The 22371-nt window shown below is 55.1% G+C and carries 19 protein-coding genes; 8 read left to right on the forward strand and 11 right to left on the reverse strand.

The window, feature by feature from the left end:
- Positions 1-101: 101 nt before the first annotated feature.
- The 7 genes from ACT3TF_RS04130 to ACT3TF_RS04160 form a co-directional block, all read right to left on the reverse strand.
- Positions 102-527, reverse strand: coding sequence for a GNAT family N-acetyltransferase (locus ACT3TF_RS04130; protein ID WP_096281394.1), 426 nt, complete (start codon positions 525-527; stop codon positions 102-104).
- Positions 527-1714 (reverse strand): cupin domain-containing protein, encoded by a 1188-nt coding sequence (locus ACT3TF_RS04135; RefSeq protein ID WP_096281392.1) that lies wholly within the window; start codon positions 1712-1714, stop codon positions 527-529. The genes ACT3TF_RS04130 and ACT3TF_RS04135 overlap by 1 nt, the downstream gene beginning before the upstream one ends.
- A gap of 47 nt (positions 1715-1761) precedes the next feature.
- Positions 1762-3147 (reverse strand): adenylosuccinate lyase, encoded by a 1386-nt coding sequence (gene purB, locus ACT3TF_RS04140; protein ID WP_444671634.1) that lies wholly within the window; start codon positions 3145-3147, stop codon positions 1762-1764.
- 96 nt (positions 3148-3243) lie between these two features.
- Positions 3244-3885 (reverse strand): high frequency lysogenization protein HflD, encoded by a 642-nt coding sequence (gene hflD, locus ACT3TF_RS04145; RefSeq protein ID WP_427046960.1) that lies wholly within the window; start codon positions 3883-3885, stop codon positions 3244-3246.
- Complete coding sequence (gene mnmA, locus ACT3TF_RS04150; protein ID WP_441685606.1) at positions 3882-5054, reverse strand: tRNA 2-thiouridine(34) synthase MnmA; 1173 nt, start codon at positions 5052-5054, stop codon at positions 3882-3884. Before mnmA ends, hflD begins: the two co-directional genes overlap by 4 nt.
- A 104-nt stretch (positions 5055-5158) precedes the next feature.
- The gene (locus tag ACT3TF_RS04155; protein WP_096281386.1) at positions 5159-5599 is read right to left on the reverse strand and encodes an NUDIX hydrolase; all 441 of its coding nucleotides are present in this window, start codon (positions 5597-5599) and stop codon (positions 5159-5161) included.
- Positions 5596-6207: a pseudouridine synthase gene (locus tag ACT3TF_RS04160; RefSeq protein ID WP_444671635.1), complete on the reverse strand. Its 612-nt coding sequence runs from the start codon at positions 6205-6207 to the stop codon at positions 5596-5598. Before ACT3TF_RS04160 ends, ACT3TF_RS04155 begins: the two co-directional genes overlap by 4 nt.
- A 172-nt stretch (positions 6208-6379) precedes the next feature.
- Between ACT3TF_RS04160 and ACT3TF_RS04165 the strand changes: the two genes are divergently transcribed.
- The 3 genes from ACT3TF_RS04165 to clpA all read left to right on the forward strand — a co-directional run bounded on the left by ACT3TF_RS04165 (position 6380) and on the right by clpA (position 11595).
- Positions 6380-8614 (forward strand): NADP-dependent isocitrate dehydrogenase, encoded by a 2235-nt coding sequence (locus ACT3TF_RS04165; protein ID WP_444671636.1) that lies wholly within the window; start codon positions 6380-6382, stop codon positions 8612-8614.
- A gap of 259 nt (positions 8615-8873) precedes the next feature.
- Positions 8874-9182 (forward strand): ATP-dependent Clp protease adapter ClpS, encoded by a 309-nt coding sequence (gene clpS, locus ACT3TF_RS04170; RefSeq protein ID WP_096281381.1) that lies wholly within the window; start codon positions 8874-8876, stop codon positions 9180-9182.
- 139 nt (positions 9183-9321) lie between these two features.
- Positions 9322-11595 (forward strand): ATP-dependent Clp protease ATP-binding subunit ClpA, encoded by a 2274-nt coding sequence (gene clpA / locus ACT3TF_RS04175; RefSeq protein WP_444671637.1) that lies wholly within the window; start codon positions 9322-9324, stop codon positions 11593-11595.
- Between the two features lie 150 nt (positions 11596-11745).
- On the opposite strand, the gene infA is transcribed toward clpA, so the two are convergent.
- The 3 genes from infA to aat form a co-directional block, all read right to left on the reverse strand.
- Positions 11746-11964: a translation initiation factor IF-1 gene (gene infA, locus ACT3TF_RS04180; protein ID WP_007111068.1), complete on the reverse strand. Its 219-nt coding sequence runs from the start codon at positions 11962-11964 to the stop codon at positions 11746-11748.
- 161 nt (positions 11965-12125) lie between these two features.
- Positions 12126-12860: an arginyltransferase gene (locus tag ACT3TF_RS04185; RefSeq protein ID WP_441686182.1), complete on the reverse strand. Its 735-nt coding sequence runs from the start codon at positions 12858-12860 to the stop codon at positions 12126-12128.
- 47 nt (positions 12861-12907) lie between these two features.
- A complete protein-coding gene (gene aat / locus ACT3TF_RS04190) occupies positions 12908-13657 on the reverse strand; it encodes a leucyl/phenylalanyl-tRNA--protein transferase (RefSeq protein WP_096281375.1) in 750 nt (249 codons plus the stop codon).
- A 179-nt stretch (positions 13658-13836) separates the two neighbouring features.
- Here aat and ACT3TF_RS04195 point away from each other — a divergent pair, with 179 nt between their 5' ends.
- Positions 13837-17085, forward strand: a complete 3249-nt coding sequence (locus tag ACT3TF_RS04195) for a DNA translocase FtsK 4TM domain-containing protein (protein ID WP_444671638.1) — start codon at positions 13837-13839, stop codon at positions 17083-17085.
- 162 nt (positions 17086-17247) lie between these two features.
- The gene (gene lolA, locus ACT3TF_RS04200; RefSeq protein WP_096281371.1) at positions 17248-17898 is read left to right on the forward strand and encodes an outer membrane lipoprotein chaperone LolA; all 651 of its coding nucleotides are present in this window, start codon (positions 17248-17250) and stop codon (positions 17896-17898) included.
- A gap of 65 nt (positions 17899-17963) precedes the next feature.
- Here lolA and ACT3TF_RS04205 read toward each other — a convergent pair whose 3' ends face one another.
- Entirely contained in the window at positions 17964-19298 is a 1335-nt protein-coding gene (locus ACT3TF_RS04205) for a replication-associated recombination protein A (protein ID WP_096281369.1), read from the reverse strand.
- A 340-nt stretch (positions 19299-19638) separates the two neighbouring features.
- Here ACT3TF_RS04205 and ACT3TF_RS04210 point away from each other — a divergent pair, with 340 nt between their 5' ends.
- The 3 genes from ACT3TF_RS04210 to trmA all read left to right on the forward strand — a co-directional run bounded on the left by ACT3TF_RS04210 (position 19639) and on the right by trmA (position 22362).
- Positions 19639-20184, forward strand: coding sequence for a hemerythrin domain-containing protein (locus ACT3TF_RS04210; RefSeq protein WP_096281367.1), 546 nt, complete (start codon positions 19639-19641; stop codon positions 20182-20184).
- Between the two features lie 185 nt (positions 20185-20369).
- Positions 20370-21176 (forward strand): glutamate racemase, encoded by an 807-nt coding sequence (murI, locus tag ACT3TF_RS04215; RefSeq protein WP_444671639.1) that lies wholly within the window; start codon positions 20370-20372, stop codon positions 21174-21176.
- 67 nt (positions 21177-21243) lie between these two features.
- Complete coding sequence (gene trmA / locus ACT3TF_RS04220; RefSeq protein ID WP_444671640.1) at positions 21244-22362, forward strand: tRNA (uridine(54)-C5)-methyltransferase TrmA; 1119 nt, start codon at positions 21244-21246, stop codon at positions 22360-22362.
- Positions 22363-22371: the final 9 nt, after the last annotated feature.

Consider the following 22371-nt stretch of genomic DNA (forward strand, 5'->3'; position numbering starts at 1 on the left):
CGGAAGGGAGGGTTTGTGGCGGGTTTAGGTAGTTGTTTTTCGCCAAACAGGCATAAAAAAGCACTGCCGAGGCAGTGCTAAAGATTGATTACGGCGGCTTGTTACGTCAGTGAGAGCGTCATATCGAGATGTGGGATGCCCGCATCCATATACTCATCACCGTGAGCGACGAAACCTAGCCGCTCATAAAACGCCAGCGCATGAACCTGGGCACTAAGCGCTACCTGAGAGTGGCCCGCATGGCGTGCCGCCTCAATCGCCGCCTTCATCAGCAGTACGCCAATGCCGGTGCCTCGGGCGTTAGCGAGCACGGCAACGCGACCAATATGCGCATCTGGCAGCAGCCGGGCAGTGCCTGCTGGCTGCCCGTCAAGCATGGCTAGAAAGTGCCGGCACTCAGGGTCAAGGCCGTCCCATTCCTCTTCCTGTGGCACGCTTTGCTCGTCAATAAAGACTCGGCGGCGGATCTCACTGGCAGCCGGGCCGAGTGTTTCCCAATCGCCAGAGTTAACGTGGGCAATCGCCATTAATACTCCTCGTCGTCGCCTTCATCGCTCATAAAGCCGAGGCTGCCGGTGTTTACCAGCTGTGTAATCAGCGCTGCTGCAGCGTCAATTTCAAGGTCTTCGGCGTAGATCGGGGTTGCGTCAGCTAAGCGCTGGGCTAGCTCAGCAGAACACGCGTGGCTGTCGCCATCGACAAACAGCGTGGTGCCGCCTGCTTCGCTGCGCCAAGCAAAGCGCGAGCCGGGCATGTGATAAAGCGGTTCGCCGTCTTGTAGTTGAGCAACAAGCGCCGCCTCGGTCAGCGGTGTTTCAAGCGGTACAACTTGATCAACATATTTTGGCTGGGTCATGACGCGGCCAAACCATTGCGCTAACTGCACCGGGTTATCGAGTGTCGACACAATCAGCTGACGCATACGCTCAATGGCTGCATCGTCCAGCTCGCCGGTCAAATTTGCAGGCGCCATGCCCGCATCGCTATAGCGCTGGGATGCGGGAAGCTGTTCGCCCAAAAAATCCGCATAAGAAGTGATGGCTTCGTCGGCAGAGGGCGCGCGAAAGCCGAGCGAAATGGTCATGCAATCATCGCTTTGGCTGACACCGTGGTGCGCCCAGCCGGGGGGAAGGTACAGCATGTCGCCCGGTTCAAGCACCCAGTCGGAGTCGGGCTCGATGGTGAATTCTTGCAGGATGCGCAGATCAATACCGGCGATGATCGGGGCATCTTCGGTTAATTTGCCACCTAGCTGCCAACGACGGTGCCCGCTGGCCTGAAGCAAAAAGACATCGTATTGGTCAATATGCGCGCCCACGTTGCCGCCAGGAGGTGCATAGCTGATCATGACGTCATCAAGGCGCCAGCGCGGTAAAAAATCAAACTCATCCATTAGCGCTGCAACGGCGGGCACGTAGTGGTCAACCGCTTGAACCAGCAGGCTCCAGTTAGTTTCCGGCAGCCGTGCAAAGGTGGCTTCATCAAAGGGGCCGTGAGATACCTGCCAAGGGCCGTCCGGACCTTCTTCCTCGACTAGGCGAGCCTCTACGCCAGGCTCACAGGCAAGCCCTGCCAGTTCGTCGGCCTCGATGGGGCTGATAAAGTCTGGCATGGCGCCACGAATCAGCAGCGGTTTTTGCTGCCAATAATTGGCTAAGAAATCTGCGGCGGTAAGATCGCCCAGAAGGGTTAGCGGCTTATCGTGATGGTTCATGGCGTATCCTGTCGTGCTGGAGAAAGAGGTGGTCGCAGCAAAGGGTGTTACAAGCAACCGAGCTGTTTTGTCAGCGCTTCGGCCTGTGCCTGAGCGTTGCCAATGTAGCTTGCCGGTGACAGCGCTTTCAGTTCGGTTTTGACATCATTAGGTAGCTCAAGAGAGTCAATGAACGCGGCAAAACCGGCCTGGTCGATGCGTTTGCCACGCGTTAACTGCTTAAGTTTTTCATAGGGCTTTTCGATGCCGTAGCGGCGCATGACTGTTTGGATCGGTTCTGCGAGCACTTCCCAGCTGTTATCCAGGTCAGTGTCTAGGCGCTCCGGGTTGGCTTCAAGCTTGCTGATGCCTTTTAGGCTGGCGTGATAAGCAATTAAACCATACGCCAGGCCCACGCCCAGGTTGCGCAGTACGGTGGAGTCCGTCAGGTCGCGCTGCCAGCGAGAAATAGGCAGTTTTTGAGAAAGGTGGCCAAGTATCGCATTGGCGAGCCCCAGGTTGCCTTCAGAGTTTTCAAAATCAATCGGGTTAACTTTATGCGGCATGGTGGAAGAGCCAATTTCGCCTTCAACCGTGCGCTGCTTAAAGTAGCCCAGTGAGATATAGCCCCATACGTCGCGATCAAAGTCGATCAGGATTGTGTTGAAGCGGCAGATGGCATCAAACAGCTCGGCAATGTAGTCGTGTGGCTCGATCTGAGTGGTGTAGGGATTGAACGTCAGTCCTAAACCTTCCACAAAGGTGCGCGCGTTGGCTTCCCAGTCGACTTCAGGATAGGTTGTCAGGTGGGCGTTATAGTTACCCACGGCACCGTTGATCTTACCCAGCATTTCCACTGCTTCAATCTGCTTTAGCTGGCGCTTAAGACGGTACGCCACGTTTGCCATTTCTTTACCCAGCGTTGTGGGCGTAGCGGTTTGACCATGGGTGCGCGACAGCATCGGCTGGGCGGCATGGGCAATGGCCAATTTGGCAATGTCGTCAGCCACTTCATGCATGGTGGGTAGCATGGCCTTAAGGCCGTCGCTGAGCATCACGCCGTAGGAAAGGTTGTTGATGTCTTCGCTGGTGCAGGCGAAGTGGATGAACTCGGTAACTGCATGCAGCTCGGACTGATCCGCAATCTTCTCTTTAAGGAAGTACTCAACCGCTTTGACATCGTGATTGGTGGTGCGCTCGATTTCTTTGATGCGCTCGGCATCCTGGAGCGAGAATTCGGTAATCAGCTGCTCAAGAAACGCCGTCGCATCAGTGGAAAGAGGCGGCACTTCAGTGATTTGAGCTTGCTCGGCCAGGCGCTGTAGCCAGCGAACTTCCACAATCACACGGGCGCGGATCAGGCCGAATTCGCTGAAGTGTTCGCGCAGTGCGGCAGCTTTAGAAGCGTAGCGGCCGTCAACGGGGGAGAGAGCGGTCAAAGCGGAGAGTTGCATGGCATCGTTTCCAGGTGGTTCGAGAGCAGGTTATTCAAAAACGAACAGTTCAAAAACAAACCGTTCAAAAGCAGGTTAGCTAATGGCATCAGCAGCCTAACTGAGGCTGTCCAGCGCGCGGCGAAGCGCCTTGCGTTGGAACACAAGCTTCCAGCGCCGCCCGCCTTGCTGATGCCATAATAGCCCAAAACGGATGCCGCCCATTAAGCAGGCGCGTACGCGTTCGGGCATCATGCGGCTTTGCAGCAGCGACGGGTCGCCCTGCACCACAATGCGGGTTTTAAAGGTCGAGAGCGTCTCTTGATACGCTTCGCCTAGGCTGGCAACGACGTTTTCATGGGTAGAGCCGAAGTGCTCGGCCTGCCCCTGAATGCGCGTTAATTTTTGGCCGAGCGAATCCATCATCGCGTTATTGGTGCGCAGCTTATTCATCAGCATTAGCAGTGAAAAACCGTAGCGCAGCACCACAGGGTTGGCCTGTTTGCGGCCCACCAAGGCTTCTAAGGTTTCCAGGCCACGGCGAAGATTGTTGGGATGCCCGCCATAAATGGCTTCGAAGCTCGGTGGGTTAGTATCCACAGTGGCTTCAATGAGCGTGTCCCAGGCGCGCGTGTCGACCTGGCCGGTGCGAGCAAGTTCGTCCACCAGGCTGGCGGCTTGAAATACGCCCGCCAGGGCTAGCGCTTGGCGCACGGCGGGAGAGTCGGGCGCACGATGAATCGGCGTAGTGGAATTCATGCCGCAACCTCCGCGTCTTTTTTCCAGATAGCGCAAATAACGCCACCGCCTAAACAGATATCGCCATCATAAAGCACCAGGGACTGGCCTGGCGTTACCGCCCATTGCGGGTCATCGAAGGTAACCTCGACGCCGCCGCTGGGTAGAACGCGCATTTCACAGCCACAGTCACTTTGCCGATAGCGCGTTTTGGCGGTAAAACGGCCTTGTTGAACCGGCGGCTCGCCCGCCACCCAGTCCATGGCCTCGGTAGCTAGAGAATCAGATGAGAGCAAAGAATGATGCTTGCCCTGCACCGCGATCAGTACGTTGCGCTCCAAATCTTTAGCCGCCACGTACCAGGGTTCTTCCGAGTAGTTGGCAAGCCCGCCAATACCTAGCCCCTGGCGCTGACCAAGGGTGTAGTACATCAGCCCCATGTGCTCGCCAATCACATCACCTTCCGGCGTTTCTATGCGACCGGGCTGCGCGGGAAGATACTGCTGCAGAAAATCGCGAAAGCGACGCTCGCCGATAAAGCAGATGCCGGTGGAGTCTTTTTTCTTGGCGGTAATCAGGCCGTGCTGTTCAGCGATAGCGCGCACTGCGGGCTTTTCAAGTTCCCCAACGGGAAACAGCGTGCGCGCAATGGCGGCTTCTGGCACCGCATGTAGAAAGTAGCTTTGATCTTTGTTGCCATCCAGGCCTTTTAGCAAGCGAGGACGGCCGTTGCGCTGCGCTTCGCGCACATAGTGGCCGGTGGCGATTTTGTCGGCCCCCAGCATTTCGGCGTACTCAAGAAACACCTTAAACTTGATTTCTCGGTTGCACAGAATGTCAGGATTGGGCGTGCGGCCTGCTTTGTACTCGGCTAAAAAGTGCTCAAATACGTTATCCCAGTACTCGGCCGCAAAATTCGCGGTATGCAGCTTAATACCCAGCTTTTCGCACACCGCCTCAGCGTCAGCAAGATCCTCTTTAGCCGTGCAGTAATCGGTGCCGTCGTCCTCATCCCAGTTTTTCATAAACAAGCCTTCCACCTCATAGCCTTGCTGCATGAGGAGAACGGCCGAAACAGAAGAGTCGACGCCGCCGGACATGCCAACAATGACTTTGCCGCGAGTGGCTGGCTCAGACTCGGGCAGCGCCGACGCTGTGGAATCAGTGGATGACCCGGTTTTAAATGACATAGGTATCCTTCAGGAGCGGTGGTGTGCAACAAAAATAGGCGTAGGTAAATAATGAGCTGCAATTGGGCGGCGATTATACACGATGGGGAAGGGCTTTGAGTGCTTCACTCACGAATCACTGCCAGCGGATAACAGCACCCGCTTAAAGCGTCCTCAATACGCTGCAGCACTAGCGGGCTACGCAGCCGTTGCTGCTGGTCTAGCGCACGTATTTGCTCAAGCGTCAGCCAGTGAGCGGCGATAATGTCAGGGTCTAGGGCGAGGTCGAGCTTATCAAGTGGCTCGGCCGTAAAGCCGTGGCTGTGAAACGTTTGCCCGCCATCGGCATGAAAAACGTAGAGCCCCAGGTAGCCGGTGAGCGATACCTGCCAGGCCGTCTCTTCCTGCACTTCTCGCAAAATAGCCGCGATGGGGCCTTCGCCGGCTTCGATATGCCCAGCAGGCTGATTAAAAACGCTGGCGGGGCCGCCACGCTGTTCTTCCACCATCAAGAAATGCTCGCCGCGCTGAATCACGCAGGCCGCTGTACTGTGAATTGCACTCACGTTGGTTTTCGACGCTTTGCAGCGGGCTGTACGCGTTTTCGCTGAGGCGAATTGGCTGGGCGGGGCGCGTGTAGCGTTTCTTTACGCCACTCGCCGGGGGCAAGGTCGCCTAGCCGCCAGGGGCCAATCGCCGAGCGAATTAGGCGCAGCGTCGGAAAGCCGACGTGAGCGGTCATGCGCCGCACTTGGCGGTTACGGCCTTCGCTAATGATGAGTTCCAGCCAACTGGTCGACGGATGGCGTTTGGGGTCAATGGCCGGCTGGCGAGGCGCGGTCGTTGGGGGCTCAATACGGCGTGCCTTGGCAGGCTGAGTAGGGCCATCTTTAAGCGTGATGCCCTGACGTAGCGCTTTAAGAGCAGCATCGTCTATTTGCCCCTCAACCTGAGCCCAGTAAGTTTTAGGCTGTTTGTGGCGCGGGTGCGAGATGCGGTGGATAAGTTCGCCATCGCTGCTGAGTAGTAGCAATCCTTCGGAGTCGTAATCCAGCCGCCCAGCCGGGTAAATGTCTTTCACATCAATATATTGTGCCAATGTTTGGCGTCCTTCGCGGTCGCTAAACTGGCTCAATACTTGAAAAGGCTTGTGCAATAAATAGAGGTTGCTCATGACATCTCTTTATCCATTTCTTGATTCGCTGCCCTGGCGTCTTGGTGTATCACTCATGCGTAAAAAGTGCAGCGCTGGTATACTCCGGCTACTTGCTGGGGCGCCCATCATTAAGCGCGCGCTCCGCTCAAGATTTCTTGCAATCGTAGTGACAAGAGAGGTTAACGCAAAAATGACCAAAACGCCGAAGATCATCTACACGCTCACCGACGAAGCCCCAGCGCTTGCGACTCACTCCCTGCTGCCGATTATCGACGCTTTTACCGATTCTGCGGGCATCAAAGTAGAGACGCGCGATATCTCCCTGGCCGCGCGGATTATCTCTCAGTTTCCTGATTACCTGAGTGACGAGCAGCAGATCGACGATCATCTGGCGGAACTTGGCGAGCTGACCAAGACCCCTGAAGCTAACATTATTAAACTGCCTAACATCAGCGCGTCTTTGCCGCAGTTGAAGGCCGTTATCAAAGAGCTACAGCAGCAGGGCTATAAGCTTCCTGATTACCCGGAAGCGCCGCAGAGTGATGAAGACAAAGATATTCAAACGCGTTACGACAAAACCAAAGGTAGCGCCGTTAACCCCGTGCTGCGTGAAGGTAACTCTGATCGCCGTGCGCCGCTGTCAGTTAAAAACTATGCCCGTAAATACCCGCACCGCATGGGTGAGTGGAGCAGCGACTCTAAGTCCCACGTTTCTCACATGCGTGATGGCGACTTTTATGGCAGCGAAAAATCAGCGCTAATTGAGCAAGCCAGCGATCTTAAGATCGAGCTAGTGGCAAAAGATGGCACCACGACGGTGCTCAAGCAGAAAACAGCCGTGCTTGCCGGTGAAGTTGTTGACGGTGCCGTCATGAGCCGCAACGCGCTGCGTCGCTTTGTGGCCGAAGAAGTCGCGGACGCAAAAGCGAAAGATGTGCTGTTCTCGCTACACCTTAAAGCGACCATGATGAAGGTCTCTGATCCCATCATGTTCGGCATGGTGGTAACTGAGTTCTATCAGGACGTGCTGAGCAAGCACGCGGACGTTCTCAAACAGGCCGGTTTTGATCCCAATAACGGTATCGGCGACCTGTATTCAGCAATTAAAACGCTGCCTGGAGAGCGTCAGACGCAAATTCAGGATGAGATCCAGGCGCTTTATGCCGAGCGTCCACGCTTGGCCATGGTGAACTCGCATAAAGGTATCACCAACCTGCACGTGCCTAGCGATGTGATTATCGATGCGTCGATGCCTGCGATGATTCGCGACTCCGGTAAAATGTGGGGCGCCGATGACCAGCTTCACGACGTGAAAGCGGTGATTCCTGATCGCTGCTATGCCGGTATCTATCAGAGCGTGATTGAAGACTGCAAGCAGCATGGCGCGTTTGACCCGACCACTATGGGTAGCGTGCCTAACGTAGGTCTGATGGCGCAAAAAGCCGAAGAGTACGGTTCTCACGATAAAACGTTCCAAATCGCCGTAGACGGCACGGTGCGTGTCACCGATTCCAGCGGCAACGTAGTGCTTGAGCACAGCGTTGAGCAGGGCGATATCTGGCGTATGTGCCAAACCAAAGATGCGCCTGTGCGCGATTGGGTCAAACTGGCCGTTAACCGCGCCCGCGAAAGCGGCACGCCCGCTATTTTCTGGCTGGATGCCCAGCGTGCCCACGATGCTCAGTTGATCAAGAAAGTAGAAAGCTACTTGAAAGATCATGATACCGATGGCCTGGACATTCGTATCATGACGCCGGAAGAGGCGATGAGTTTCTCTCTGGCGCGCATCCGTAAAGGCGAAGACACTATCTCCGTCACCGGTAACGTATTGCGTGACTACCTGACCGACCTGTTCCCGATTATGGAGCTGGGCACCAGCGCGAAGATGCTCTCGATCGTACCGCTAATGAACGGCGGCGGCTTGTTTGAGACAGGCGCGGGTGGTTCTGCACCTAAGCATGTGCAGCAGCTTCTCGAAGAAAACCATTTGCGCTGGGATTCACTGGGCGAGTTCTTGGCCTTGGCCGCGTCTTTGGAACATCTGGGCAGCACCTTCGATAACGCTCGTGCAACCGTATTGGCGAAAGCGCTTGATCAAGCTAACGGTCAATTCCTGGACAGCAATAAATCGCCTTCACGTAAGGTGGGTGAGCTCGACAACCGTGGCAGTCACTTCTACCTGGCGCTTTACTGGGCACAGGCGCTGGCTGAGCAGAATGACGACGCTGAGCTAAAAGAGCTGTTTGGCCGTTTGGCAGAAGCACTGACGTCTAAAGAAACTGCTATTTTGGATGAGCTGAACAGTGTTCAGGGCCAGCCTGCCGATATCCGTGGCTACTACCACCCTGACCACGCATTGACTGAGCAAGTGATGCGCCCCAGCAAAACGCTAAATGAAGCGTTAGCCATGGTCGCTAAGGGCTAATTTTACGCTTTAATTTAGCCTGTGAACCCCCGTCCGCTTGGCGGACGGGGGTTTTTGCATTGCACCCTCTGTTACACCCTGTGATATTTTAATTTTTCATGAACCCTTGCTGGTCGGCAGCGTCTGAGAAGTATTATTAATATTCCTCAGGTTCTTCCATCGGTCAGCGTCGAGACAACTCATTGTGCTGCTTATGTCCAACTTAGAAAGCCCATGCTTGGCCTCTTTCTCCGTGAAAGCGGGCGCATCGCGGCCAAATATGCCTGATGAAGACGGTGATATAGCGGTTCAGTCAGCGGAACCCGCGCTGGCGCAGCCGCCGCTTTATAAAGTGGTGCTTCATAACGACGACTACACACCGATGGAGTTCGTTATTGAAGTGCTGCAAGATTTTTTCAACATGGATAGCGAGAAGGCCGTTCAAGTCATGCTCGCGGTACATACCCAAGGAAAGGGCACCTGTGGCGTGTTTACTCGTGATATAGCTGAAACCAAAAGCTATCAGGTAAACGAGTACGCCCGGGAGTGTGAGCACCCGTTGATAAGTGATATTGAGGCCGCCAGTTAAAAAGCGTGAGAAAAAATTGGCGGTGAGGCTTGCAACCGTGCCATTTGTACCCGATGTTGAGAGTACTGGTCGATTACACTGATCCGACGCAAGCCCTAGGTGGCGACATACCCTAGGAAGTAGCGAAAAGGGGACTGCCATGCTGAGCAAAGAACTTGAAATGACCCTGAACACGGCCTTTACCGTGGCGCGCTCTAAACGCCATGAGTTTATGACCGTTGAGCACCTGCTGCTCGCGTTGCTGGATAATGCCTCCGCGGTTGACGTACTGAAGGCTTGCGGAGCTAATCTCGACAAGCTGCGCTCCGATCTGCAGGATTTTATCAACTCGACCACGCCGCTTATTCCTGAAGGGCAGGGTGATCGCGAAACCCAGCCTACGCTCGGTTTCCAACGTGTTTTACAGCGCTCCGTTTTTCATGTTCAGTCATCTGGTAAAAGCGAAGTGACTGGCGCTAATGTGCTGGTAGCGATCTTCTCTGAGCAAGAAAGTCAGGCGGTATACTTCCTTAAGCAGCAAAGCGTTGCTCGTGTCGATGCGGTGAATTACATCGCGCACGGAATTTCAAAAGTTGCTGGCCACGGCCCTTCGCCTTCTCCTTCTTCGGAAAACGATGATGTGGAAGAGGGCGGTAGCGAAGGTGCGTCACACCCACTCCATGGCTATGCCACCAACCTTAACGAACAGGCGCGGCTAGGCAAAATTGACCCGCTGATTGGTCGTGACCATGAGCTTGAGCGCGTCGTGCAGATTTTGGCGCGCCGGCGTAAGAATAACCCGCTGCTGGTAGGCGAGGCGGGCGTGGGGAAAACGGCGATCGCAGAAGGCTTGGCGAAGCGTATCGTTGAAGAAGACGTGCCCGATGTTATTGCCGATGCGGTTGTTTACTCATTGGACATGGGCGCTCTGCTCGCGGGCACCAAATACCGCGGCGATTTTGAGAAACGTCTCAAAAGTCTGCTGAGCGAGCTTCGCAAGCAACCCAACGCCGTGCTGTTCATTGATGAGATTCACACGGTTATCGGTGCTGGCGCTGCCTCCGGTGGTGTGATGGATGCATCGAACCTGCTCAAGCCGCTGCTTTCTTCCGGCGAGCTGCGCTGCATTGGCTCGACGACGTTCCAAGAGTTCCGCGGCATCTTTGAGAAAGATCGTGCTCTGGCGCGGCGCTTCCAAAAAGTGGATGTAATGGCGCCATCGGTAGATGACACTATCAAAATCCTTAAAGGGCTACGGTCGCGCTTTGAAGAACACCATGAATTGAAGTACACCGACGCGGCGCTGGAAAGTGCGGCGCGCCTGGCAGACCGCTATATCAACGATCGCTACCTGCCTGATAAAGCGATTGATGTTATTGATGAGGCGGGTGCTCATCAGCGGCTGCTGCCGCCAGAAGTGCGTGCTAAAACGATCGACGTTGAGCAAGTGGAAGCCGTGGTTGCTTCAATTGCGCGCATTCCGCCGAAGAGTGTTTCAAGCTCAGACCGCAAGCAGCTTGAAAAGCTGGATCGTGATTTGAAAATGTTGGTTTTCGGCCAGGATGAGGCGATTGATAGCCTTTCTGCGGCCATTAAGCTCTCGCGAGCCGGTTTAAAATCACCTGACAAGCCCGTGGGTAGCTTCCTGTTTGCAGGGCCGACAGGCGTTGGTAAAACCGAAGTGGCCAAACAGCTTGCACATATTATGGGCATTGAGCTGGTGCGCTTTGATATGTCCGAGTACATGGAGCGCCATACCGTATCGCGGTTGATTGGTGCGCCTCCTGGTTATGTGGGCTATGACCAAGGCGGTTTGTTAACCGAAGCCGTGACCAAGCAGCCGCACTGCGTACTGCTGTTAGATGAGATTGAGAAAGCGCACCCGGAAGTCTTTAATCTGTTGCTGCAGGTTATGGATCATGGCCGCTTGACCGATAACAACGGACGCCAGGCTGACTTCCGCCACGTTATTCTGATCATGACGTCTAACGCAGGGGCCGAGCAGGCCTCACGTCGTTCGATTGGTTTCCAGCATCAGGATCACTCGACCGATGCCATGGAAGTTATTCGGCGCACGTTCTCTCCCGAGTTCCGCAATCGTTTAGATGGCATTATCCAGTTCCATGCGCTGCCCGTTTCCGTGGTGCGTAACGTGGTCGATAAGTTCTTGATCGAACTGCAGGCACAGTTGGATGAGAAGCGCGTGCAGATGGATGTGGACGACACGGCGAGGGATTGGTTGGCGGATAAAGGCTACGATCCTGATATGGGCGCACGCCCGATGGCGCGTCTCATTCAAGAGAAGCTGAAGAAACCATTAGCCGAGATGATTCTGTTTGGCGAGTTGGCAGAGAGCGGCGGAATTGTTCACGTCAGCTTGGAAGAGGGCGAATTGCATATTTCCACCGAGATTGAAATGGCTGATGCGCCCTGAAAAGGGCGCTAAGTCCGCCTAGCCAATCATCAATGTGTATGCGTAAAAGCACAGCGCCCTGTCACTGACGGGGCGTTGTCGTTTACAGTGAACGGCGCAGGAATCGTTACCGCCGAACGCGGTCAGCTATCAAACGCTAGCGACAGCGACTTAGCGCGAACGGTAAACGATACGGCCTTTGGAGAGATCGTAAGGCGTTAGCTCTACTTTTACTTTATCGCCGGTCAAAATGCGGATGTAGTTTTTGCGCATTTTTCCAGAGATGTGAGCAGTAACAACGTGACCGTTTTCCAGCTCAACACGAAACATGGTGTTCGGAAGGGTATCGACGATAACGCCTTCCATTTCAATATGATCTTCGCGTGCCATATAGGCATTTCCCCACTTATGAGTTAGTAATGTACAGGTTCTTCATGTACGAATTAATCAGGTAACAATACATCAGCACTTGAGTGCTTCTGTGTGAGCACTCAAGAATCAGCGCTATATTGTGCCGCAAGCCCGCCGCCAAGGCAAAAAAGCTGACGTGTTTAACGAATTAACTGTCGCCAATGGCGCCCGTCGAGCATTTCTAGCGGTGCAAAAGCCTGCTTGTAGCGCATCTTACGGCACTCTTCGATCCAATACCCTAAATACAGGTGCGGCAGCGCTTTTTCTCGGCTGAGTTCAATTAGCTGAAGAATAGCGAATGTTCCCAGCGAGCGCTTGTCTAGCGTATCGCTAACGGCAAAGAAGGTATAAATCGCTGAGAGGCCGTGCTCTAACTGATCAAATGCCGCCACGCCGACCAGCTCTTTGCCCAGATACATCTCCATAAGATGGGCGTAGGGCTCCTCAAGCGTTAAAAAGGTGCGGTACTGCTCACGACTGGGCGGATACATATCGCCGTCAGCGTGGCGCTGACGAATGTAGTCAGCGTAAAGCGTGTAATGTTGAGCCGAATAGCGGGCCGGTGCCACGCGCACGCTAATGTCGGCATTGCGATGCCAGATCTTGCGCTGAGTGCGATTGGCGGCAAACTGCTCAATGGGAATGCGCACCGAGCGACATGCGTTACATCCTTCGCAGTGGGGGCGGTAGAGGTGGCGCCCGCTGCGCCGAAAACCTAGCAGCGCCAGCGAGTCATATACACCCGGTACCGGTGACTCCTGCGGGTCGAGAAATAGCGTGGTCGCTTCTTTGCCCGGTAGGTAGCTACAGGCATGAGGCACGGTAAGGAAGAAGCGCAAATCCCGCACCGGGCGGGGCGGAGTGTTACTGCTCACGGTTTGCCTCCTTTTCGAAAATAAATCGTTGAAACAGTATGAGTTCGTCAATATGCGTTATTCTCGGCGCCAAGTGCGTGAAGCCAAGGTGACGATGGAACTATCGGTGCTTCAGCGGAGGATGATGCTTGCGTAAACGCGTCATCGGGCAGCCAGTTTTTAAGATAGTTGATGAATGACGCGCGAGCGACTGTAATAGCTCCCAGGCTTGCCAAGTGGGGTGTGTGCATTTGGCAATCGATTAGGCGTCCGCCGTGGTCGCGCATCGCTTTAGCCAAATGTGCCAGAGCCACTTTTGAGGCATCGGGGGCGCGGGAAAACATCGACTCGCCAAAAAAGACGGGGCCCATAGCAATGCCGTATAGGCCACCGACGAGTTTTTCGTCTTGATGGACTTCAATGCTATGTGCAATGCCTTGAAAATGAAGCAAGTTATAGGCGTCGCGCATTTCGTCCGTGATCCAAGTGCCGGCCTCTTCATCGCGTGGGGCCGCGCAGGCTTGAATAACTTGCTCAAAGTGTTGATCCACGGTGACATGAAAGCCACCATGGCGTAATCGTTTAGTAAGACTTCGGCGCTGCTTAAATTGCTCCGGTAGGAGTATCATGCGCGGGTCTGGGCTCCACCATAGAATAGGATCGTCGTCGCTGAACCACGGAAAAATGCCGCGTCGATAGGCTTCTATGAGCCAAGCAGGGGAGAGTTCACCCCCGGCCGCCAGCAGGCCGTTGGGGGAGTCCAACGCTGTATCAGTAGATGGAAATGTAGGAAGTGGCGAGGAAAGCCAGGGTAGCATTACTTGCTCCTGTTACAACGCGCTTGAGCGGCGTATTTGTACTGGGCGCTTAGTTTGACTGATCGCTTAGTTTTTACTGGTCGCATAGCTAGCGCCTCTGTGACGGGGGAAGGATGCTCGGTATGATGCAAACTCGCAAGTGGATTAAAGACGCCATTGAGGTGTAAAGGGAGAGTCGCTTGAAAGTGAATAAAGCAGCAAGCAAGCGAACGCAGCGTAACGCGCGTCAAACGCCATCGTCAGCTTCTTCTGCGCGTGTTAATGCCGCGAAAGATAAAGCTCGACGTTTTGGGCTGCGCCTACAGGGCTCAGTGCGCGAATGCGTGGTGGTAGTACTGCTTGCGCTATGTGTTTTCTTATTATTAGCACTGTTTAGTTATCAGCCGTCTGACCCTGGCTGGTCGTATCAGGGGCCAGAAACGGATATTCGTAACTGGATGGGACAAGTCGGTGCGTGGTTAGCCGATGTGCTCTACTCGCTGCTGGGCGCTAGTGCGCTGTGGTGGCCGGGTATGTTTGGTTTTGCCGCCTGGTGGTTGATTCGCTCACGTCAGGTACGCTTTGAACTCGACCCGGTGGCTATTGCGGTGCATGCGGGCGGCTTGGTCCTGCTGATGTTTGGCACCACCATGCTGGGAGCGCTGCATTTTTATCATCCTAATAGCATGTTGCCCTACGCCTCAGGCGGTATTTTAGGTGAAGGCTTTGTGGCTTCACTGAAACCGCTGGTGGGCAGTGGTGGCGTTGGTTTAATTGCCGCAGCGCTGATTTTAAGCGGTTTTCCGCTGTTTAGTGGCATGTCATGGCTGCAGGTTGCCGATGAGCTTGGTAAGCGAATCTGCCGCTTGGGCGGCTGGTTCTCGGCCCGTCGACAGGCGCGGCGTATGCGCGCAGCTCAGCGCGCGGCGGCTAAACCGGCCCCCGCGCCCAAGCCTCAAGCGCGTACAGAGACACCACCGCCTGCCGAGGTAGAAGCAGTGGCTACCAAGCCCGCGGTAAAAGCACCTGCTGGCCGTGAGCGGCGCGAGCCGGGCTTCTCGACCGCCTTCTCGGCGTATGAGCCAACGGCTGATGAGACACCTGGTGCCAGCCCCACCATCGGGAATACCACCGATACCTCGATTCCTTGGGAAGCAGCTTCTTTATCGAGCAATAAACATGTGCCTGTTCAATCAAGTGCTCCAGCGCCTGCAGAACCCATGGCTGACGCCACGACGCCGAGTGCGCCGCGCGAAAATGCTTTCGCACCTGTGAAACCTCGTGCTGCAGAACCTACGTTCCAGATATCTGATAGTGATGAGCCTTCAGCCGCTGAACCTGTGGTCGATGAGCCAGCAGTAGAAGAGCCAGAGATAGATAAACCAGCAGTAGACGAGCCTTCGAACACAGCCGCCGCCTTCCCGCTGCGGGCGTCGCGTCAAGACGCGTCATCGATGCCTGCGACGACCAGCTACTTTGTGAATGATGAAGCGCCCGCCGAAAAGCAGCCAATCGAGACTCCGCGTGTTGAGCCGAGCCGCGCTTCGGTGGAACCGCCTGTCAGCGAGCCTGAACAGCGTGTGTCAGTATCAGAACCCACGCCCGCCCCTGAGCGTGCTGCTGCCATCGTGCCCGAGCGGACGCCTGCTTTTGAGCGTGTTGCTGAGGTCGTGCCTGAGCCTGTTTGGGACGATGAAGATATGGATGATGAGCTGGAAGAGGCGCCAATGCCGCTCACACCGCCCGCTGCCTCTATGCAGCCTGCATCATCTACGTCAGCAGTGCCGCCGGTACAGTCTGTACAACCCCAGCCCCCCACTATGCGTCGGGAGCCCACCTTTGCTCCTGAAGAAAGTGCGCCGGAGACGGATGAAGGCCCCACGCTATGGACTGTGGAGCATTTGCAAAGCCAGCGTCCGGCGTTTGAAACCATGGACGAGCCAGAGGGCGATGTGCCCAGTTTCCAGCTGCTCACGCCGGCAGAGCCTCACCAGCCCAACTATACCGAAGAGCAATTAACCGATATGGCGGAGCTGCTTGAAGTACGGCTGCGTGAGTATGGGGTTAAGGCTGAAGTCGTTGATACGTGGCCGGGGCCGGTCATCACACGCTTTGAAATTAAGCCTGCGGCCGGCGTGAAAGTGTCGAAAATCAGTAACCTTGCCAAAGATTTGGCGCGCTCGCTGATGGTGAAAAGCGTACGCGTTGTCGAGGTTATACCGGGGCGCCCGACGGTGGGTATTGAAATACCCAACCCCAATCGCGCCATGATTCGGCTGCGAGAAGTTATTGACTCAGACCGTTACCAGCAAGAGACCTCGCCGCTGACAATGGCATTAGGCCAAGATATTGGCGGCAGCCCGGTGGTCGCTAACCTTGGCAAGATGCCGCACTTACTGGTTGCCGGTACCACAGGCTCGGGTAAGTCAGTGGGTGTCAATGCCATGCTGATCTCGATGCTGCTGAAAGCTAAACCCAGCGAGCTAAAGCTGATCATGGTTGACCCCAAAATGCTCGAACTGTCGGTATATGACGGCATTCCTCATTTGCTGGCGCCGGTCGTTACGGACATGAAAGAAGCTGCCAACAGCCTGCGCTGGTGTGTCGCTGAAATGGAACGCCGCTATAAGCTTATGGCGGCCATGGGCGTGCGTAATATCGCCGGCTTTAACGGTCGTTTAGATGAAGCTGAACGTGCCGGAGCCCAGGTTGCAGACCCGCTGTGGGAACCGCAGCCGTGGGAGATTCATCAGCCGCATCCTGTGTTAGAGAAACTGCCCTACATCGTCGTGGTGATCGACGAATTTGCCGATATGTTTATGATCGTCGGTAAAAAGGTCGAAGAGCTGATTGCACGGCTTGCGCAAAAAGCGCGTGCCGCCGGTATCCATTTGATTTTGGCGACTCAGCGCCCCTCGGTTGACGTGGTCACCGGCCTGATTAAAGCCAACATTCCCTCACGGATGGCTTTTCAGGTTTCATCAAGAATTGATTCGCGCACCATTCTTGACCAGGGCGGTGCTGAAAGCCTGCTGGGTCACGGCGATATGCTTTATTTACCCGCCGGGTCAGGGCCGCCTAATCGCATTCATGGTGCCTTCGTTGATGATGATGAAGTGCACCGTGTCGTGGATGACTGGAAGCGCCGTGGCGCGCCTCAATATATCGAGGAAATTCTCTCGGGCGGCGTCACGGCGGATGCGTTAACTGGCCTTGAAGCCGATGGCGTAGACGGTGACGATGCGGAGCAGGATGCGCTTTATGATGAGGCCGTGCAGTTTGTTACCGAAACGCGCAAGGCATCTATTTCTGCCGTTCAGCGTCGCTTTAAAATTGGCTATAACCGGGCTGCTCGTTTGGTTGATGCGATGGAAAGCGCAGGTGTGGTAACGGCGATGGGGTCTAACGGTGCACGCGATGTTCTCGCACCGCCGCCGGTAGGTCACTAATCGTTTGGTGTTATTCATCATTATGCAATAAGCGTGAAAATTGCGTCGCTGGTGAAACCCGGCGGCGTTTTTCACGTCTTAATCACACACGGGCAATTAAGTCAGCCTTACGAACTATTATTTGGCAACGAAGATCCGGCAACGGTTGCCTAGGGAGATCATATGCGCGATACCCAAACACGACGACATTCATCGCTGGCATTTGCGGCTAGCGCCTTGGGTTTAACGTTCGCTGCGCCAGTATTGGCGGACGATGCAGCAGAGCGCCTGACCGAGCGCCTAGAGCCGCTAGAAAGCTATCAAGCCTCTTTTGAACAGCAGATTTTAGATGGTAGCGGTGACCGCCTGCAGAGCGCGCGCGGTGAGATGTGGCTTTCTCGTCCAGGTTTGCTGCGTTGGGAAGTGGATGCGCCATACTCTCAGATCGTTGTTTCAGACGGTGATGATGTGTATTTGTATGATCCTGACCTTGAGCAGGTGACGATTCAGGCGATGGATGATCGCGTCACGCACACACCTGCTTTACTGTTATCGGGCAGCGTCAGCGACCTAACTGAAAGCTATGAAGTATTTTACGAGCAGGACGACGGCGACGATGTGTTTACCCTCGTGCCGATTTCTGCCGATACGCTGTTTGAAGAACTAAGCATGGTGTTCGATGCCGATACGTTAACCGAGCTGTGGATGATGGATAGCACCGGGCAGCGCACCTCGATTACCTTTAGCGATATCACCAATAATGGCAATATCGATCGGAGCCAGTTCGACTTTGATATTCCTGAAGGCACCGACGTCATTCGTGAGGAGCTATAAGTTAGTAGCAGACCAGTTAGCAGTAGATGAGTTAGCAGTAGAATAGATCCCACCGACAAGGCGCCCTAGGGCGCCTTGTCGGCTTCTTGGTCAAGGCTTTCACGCCATGCCATTATCTCGCCAAAACGTTTCTCCTGACCCAGTAAGCTAGGTTTAAAGAAGGTTGCTTTAGGCAGCTCTGCGGGCCAGCAGCTGTGCGCGGTGCCCGCCGGGTAGCCGTCGGGCTCATTGTGCGCGTAACGGTATCCTTCACCATGGCCCAGCTGCTCCATCAGCTTGGTCGGGGCGTTGCGCAAATACGTGGGTACCTCAACCTGCGGCTGTTGGCGCACATACTGCTTGGCCTCATTCCAGGCGCGGTCGATGCGGTTACTTTTAGGGGCGACTGCCAGGTGAATCGCCGCATGGGCAATCGCCCGCTGGCCCTCATAATCACCCAGGCGCAGGTAAGCATCCCAGGCGGCAATCACGAGCGGCAGGGCGCGTGGGTCGGCATTGCCGACATCCTCGGACGCAATGGCAGTCAGCCGGCGTACCACGTCGAGCGGGTCGCCGCCGCCCTGCATGAAGCGCGCCATATACAGCAGTGCGGCATCGGGGCGTGAAGAGCGGATCGATTTATGAATCGCTGACAGCAGATCATAATAGGCGTCGCCCTGCTTATCGAACGCGCTTGCCTGATGGCCAATGACATCGGCGAGTACGTCTTTGTGCAGTACCTCTGCCCCCGCTTCTAGACGGGTGAAATCGCAGGCCGTTTCTAATAGTCCCAATGCTCTGCGTGCATCACCGGCGCTTGCGTGTGCGAGGGCGATGAGAACATCGTCATTGACCTGAATAGTGCGCTTGCCAAGGCCGCGCTCAGCGTCGTTAAGCGCCTGGTGCATCACCGTGATCAGCTCTTCTTGAGTCAGTGATTTGAGCACATAAACCCGCGCGCGCGAGAGCAGCGCAGAATTGACTTCAAACGATGGGTTTTCGGTAGTTGCACCAATCAGTGTCAACAGGCCCGACTCGACGTGAGGCAGCAGGGCGTCTTGTTGGCTCTTGTTGAGACGATGAATCTCATCTAAAAAAAGAATCACCGTCGAAGACATTTGCTGGGCGCGATCAACGACCGCACGAATCTCTTTGACTCCCGCCATTACCGCGCTGAGATGCTCAAGATGGGCTTGGGAGGCTCTGGCCAACAGTTCAGCAAGCGTCGTTTTGCCAACGCCTGGCGGGCCCCAGAGAATCATCGAGCGCACTATGCCTGACTCCGCCATGCGGCGTAAGGGTTTGCCTGGCCCTACCAGCGCTGGCTGGCCAACGTAATCATCCAAATGACGTGGACGCATACGAAAGGCCAGCGGAGCATCCTCGGCAGGCGCGGCGTGGGCGCTATTAAACAGATCCATGTCAATGTCCGTTGTTTATGTAGGCAGAGAATCGAGGCGTTGAACAACAAAGTGCCAGCGAATGTCGATGGTAAACCACGGCTTAGCAGGCTACCTTTGGCATATTCTACTCGCAATATACACTTGCTAGGATAGCGCCTGAAGGGCATTGTGGTTGATAGTCGTTATTGATAATAATTGGTGATAGCCCTCGCAAGTTGTTATGTGTCCGCATTAGGGGCTATGTGTTTTAGTAGCTTTACGTTTAATAATGGCGCGCTGGTGAAGGCGCGCTCATGATCGCATGTCGTCACCCCGCAAGGTGCGATGGCAGGCATGACTCAATAAAGGAGACAGTTCGATGTTAAACCAACTGCGTCTAGATCATGCCAACATGGCGAGATTGCTCCACGTGCTGCAGCTCAAGCAAAAAACGCTAGCACTGGGTGAGCGCCCCAACTTCAAGTTAATGCGCGAAGTCGTTGATTATATTTTATCTTACATGGATGGCTTTGCCGCCCCGCTTGAGCGCGTCTGCGTTGAACGGCTTCAGACGCAAGCCCCTGAGCATCTTGCGCTTACCGAACAAATGGCGATTGATTATCGAGAGTTAAAGCCACGTTTACAGCGTCTATCCAACGATATCGATATGATTCTGATGGACAATGTGCTCCCCATGGATCGCTTTGCCGAGGATCTAAAGGACTATTTAGAAGCGCATCGTGCCTACCTGCGCCATGAGCGCGAGGGGTTATTCCCGTTGATTGACGAACACTTCAGCCCAGAAGATATGGAAGAGCTGCGACAAGCATTGCCCGAAGGCGCTGAGCAGGAGCTTGAGCGGTTGCAGGAAGCCTATCCTGAACTTTACGCAGAGTTGCGCGGTGCCGACGTGCCCGAAGTATAGCCCAGCGATTACTCTTTTCTTCTTAACGCCAGCCGATAATCTCACTCGCGGGGCATGCTAAACTAGCGGCCCCGTTTTTATGCTGCGCAAGACTCAGCGATAACTTTTCTCGGCGCTGAAAAAAAATCAGCGTCAGCAGAGCTATCCAAAGAGCGCCATGAGTAAAACGTCATGCAGAGAGAGTCATGCAAGCCCCTGTATTAATTTTTGATTCCGGCGTCGGCGGCCTGTCAGTGGCGCAGTCGCTACGCCAACACTATCCTGATGTCGCTATGTGCTATGCCTGTGACAATGCGTGGCTACCCTATGGCTTGCGCGATGACGTTGCGCTGGCTGAGCGCATTGTGGCGGTGTGCCAGGCCGCCGTTGGTGCCTGCCAGCCCAGCGTGCTGGTGGTCGCTTGCAATACTGCAAGCACCTTAGCGTTGGAGACTTTGCGGGAACAGCTGACCATCCCCGTGGTGGGAACGGTGCCCGCCATTAAGCCTGCCGCCGCGATGAGTCAGACACGCCATATTGGGCTGCTAGCCACTAAAGCAACGGTGGGGCGCCCCTACACCCAGCGCTTGATTGATAGTTTTGCCAGCGATTGTGTTATTACGCGGGTTGCTGCCGATGCGCTGGTGATCGAGGCAGAGGCGTACTTGGCCGGTGGGGCGCCCAGCGTTGCCCGTATGCAGGCGGCGCTGGCCCCGCTGTGGCAGGCCGTGTTGCCTACGCCTTCAACGCAGCCGGCGCTAGACACCGTGGTGCTGGGGTGCACCCATTTTCCGCTACTGAAGCCGTGGCTGACGCAGCTTGCCCCGATGCCGCTGTATTGGATTGACTCCGGCGATGCTATTGCTCGGCGGGTCGCGCAAGTCGTTGATCCGCTCACGAGCAGGCATCACGATGGTCGCTGCTTTACCACCGCGCCCGCCACTAACCTGACCGTGGGTTTTGCGCGCTATGGGTTTAAAGCGCCCCAGCTGCTAAAAGGCATGGCTGCTTAAGACTAATGCCGAACGACGCTAACCCCCATCACTGTTATCGAACTGATTAAATCCATGAGGAGCAGCCTTGGCTATCCCCGTTGTAGAACCTGAACGTTATGCTGAGCAGCTAGCCGCTAAACGTGATTATCTGGAAACTACGTTTGCCGCTTTTCAGCCGCCAGCGTTAGAGGTCTTTGAGTCACCGCCTGGCTACTATCGCCAGCGCTGTGAGTTTCGTATCTGGCATGAAGGTGACGATCTTTTTTACGCCATGTTTGAGGTGGATGCTGCAAATCCAAAAAATAAGCGTGTCGTTCGGCTTGACCAATATGCCGTTGCCAGTACGCGCATCAACCAGCTCATGCCACAGCTGCGTGAAGCATGCCTTCAATCAGATGAGCTGCGTCGTCGCCTTTTTCAGGTCGAGTTTTTAACCACCTTGTCGGGCGAGGCGCTGGTAACGCTGGTTTACCATCGGCCGCTAGGGGACGAGTGGGAGCAAGAGGCGCGCGCCTTAGAAGCAGCGCTGGGCATCATGATTATTGGCCGCTCACGTAAGCAGCGTATTGTCTTAACGCGCGACCATGTCTGGGAGCGTCTGGAGGTAGATGGCCGCACGTTGCACTATCAGCAGGTCGAAAATAGCTTCACCCAACCCAATGCACATATTTGCCAGAAAATGCTCAGCTGGGCGCGAGAAGTGACAGGCAAACAGCAGGAAGGCGCCCAGAACGATTTAGTGGAGCTTTACTGCGGTAACGGCAATTTCACTATTGCCTTAGCGGATAACTTTCGGCGGGTGCTGGCCACCGAAATTTCCCGCACGTCGGTGGCTAGTGCCAACGTCAATTTAGATGCCAACGGCGTGACCAACGCCCATATTGCGCGGATGTCAGCGGAGGAGTTTTCACTAGCGCTTAAAGGCGAGAAAGCCGGACGGCGCGTGGCGGAAATGGCCCTGGAGGACTACGATTTTTCCACCGTTCTGGTCGACCCACCGCGTGCAGGCTTAGATGAGCAAAGCTGTGAACAGCTCAGTGAATATGCTCAGATCGTCTATATTTCATGTAACCCCGCTACGTTGGCGGAAAACTTGACCATACTGACCAAAACCCATCGGATTGAGCGCTTTGCGCTGTTTGATCAATTCCCTTTTACAGATCACTGTGAATGCGGGGTATTGCTGCAGCGGCGCGATGGCTAGGTTGTACCC

This window comes from Halomonas sp. AOP25-F1-15, assembly GCF_052378675.1.
Lineage (GTDB): Bacteria > Pseudomonadota > Gammaproteobacteria > Pseudomonadales > Halomonadaceae > Vreelandella > Vreelandella casei.

Coding starts and splice junctions, on each gene's coding strand:
- purB (WP_444671634.1), bottom strand. CDS start 3,147: ATGCAACTCTCCGCTTTGACCGCTCTCTCCCCCGTTGACGGCCGCTAC.
- ACT3TF_RS04210 (WP_096281367.1), top strand. CDS start 19,639: ATGTTAAACCAACTGCGTCTAGATCATGCCAACATGGCGAGATTGCTC.
- hflD (WP_427046960.1), bottom strand. CDS start 3,885: ATGAATTCCACTACGCCGATTCATCGTGCGCCCGACTCTCCCGCCGTG.
- ACT3TF_RS04130 (WP_096281394.1), bottom strand. CDS start 527: ATGGCGATTGCCCACGTTAACTCTGGCGATTGGGAAACACTCGGCCCG.
- ACT3TF_RS04160 (WP_444671635.1), bottom strand. CDS start 6,207: ATGAGCAACCTCTATTTATTGCACAAGCCTTTTCAAGTATTGAGCCAG.
- infA (WP_007111068.1), bottom strand. CDS start 11,964: ATGGCACGCGAAGATCATATTGAAATGGAAGGCGTTATCGTCGATACC.
- murI (WP_444671639.1), top strand. CDS start 20,370: ATGCAAGCCCCTGTATTAATTTTTGATTCCGGCGTCGGCGGCCTGTCA.
- clpA (WP_444671637.1), top strand. CDS start 9,322: ATGCTGAGCAAAGAACTTGAAATGACCCTGAACACGGCCTTTACCGTG.
- lolA (WP_096281371.1), top strand. CDS start 17,248: ATGCGCGATACCCAAACACGACGACATTCATCGCTGGCATTTGCGGCT.
- mnmA (WP_441685606.1), bottom strand. CDS start 5,054: ATGTCATTTAAAACCGGGTCATCCACTGATTCCACAGCGTCGGCGCTG.
- aat (WP_096281375.1), bottom strand. CDS start 13,657: ATGCTACCCTGGCTTTCCTCGCCACTTCCTACATTTCCATCTACTGAT.
- clpS (WP_096281381.1), top strand. CDS start 8,874: ATGCCTGATGAAGACGGTGATATAGCGGTTCAGTCAGCGGAACCCGCG.
- ACT3TF_RS04205 (WP_096281369.1), bottom strand. CDS start 19,298: ATGGATCTGTTTAATAGCGCCCACGCCGCGCCTGCCGAGGATGCTCCG.
- ACT3TF_RS04165 (WP_444671636.1), top strand. CDS start 6,380: ATGACCAAAACGCCGAAGATCATCTACACGCTCACCGACGAAGCCCCA.
- ACT3TF_RS04135 (WP_096281392.1), bottom strand. CDS start 1,714: ATGAACCATCACGATAAGCCGCTAACCCTTCTGGGCGATCTTACCGCC.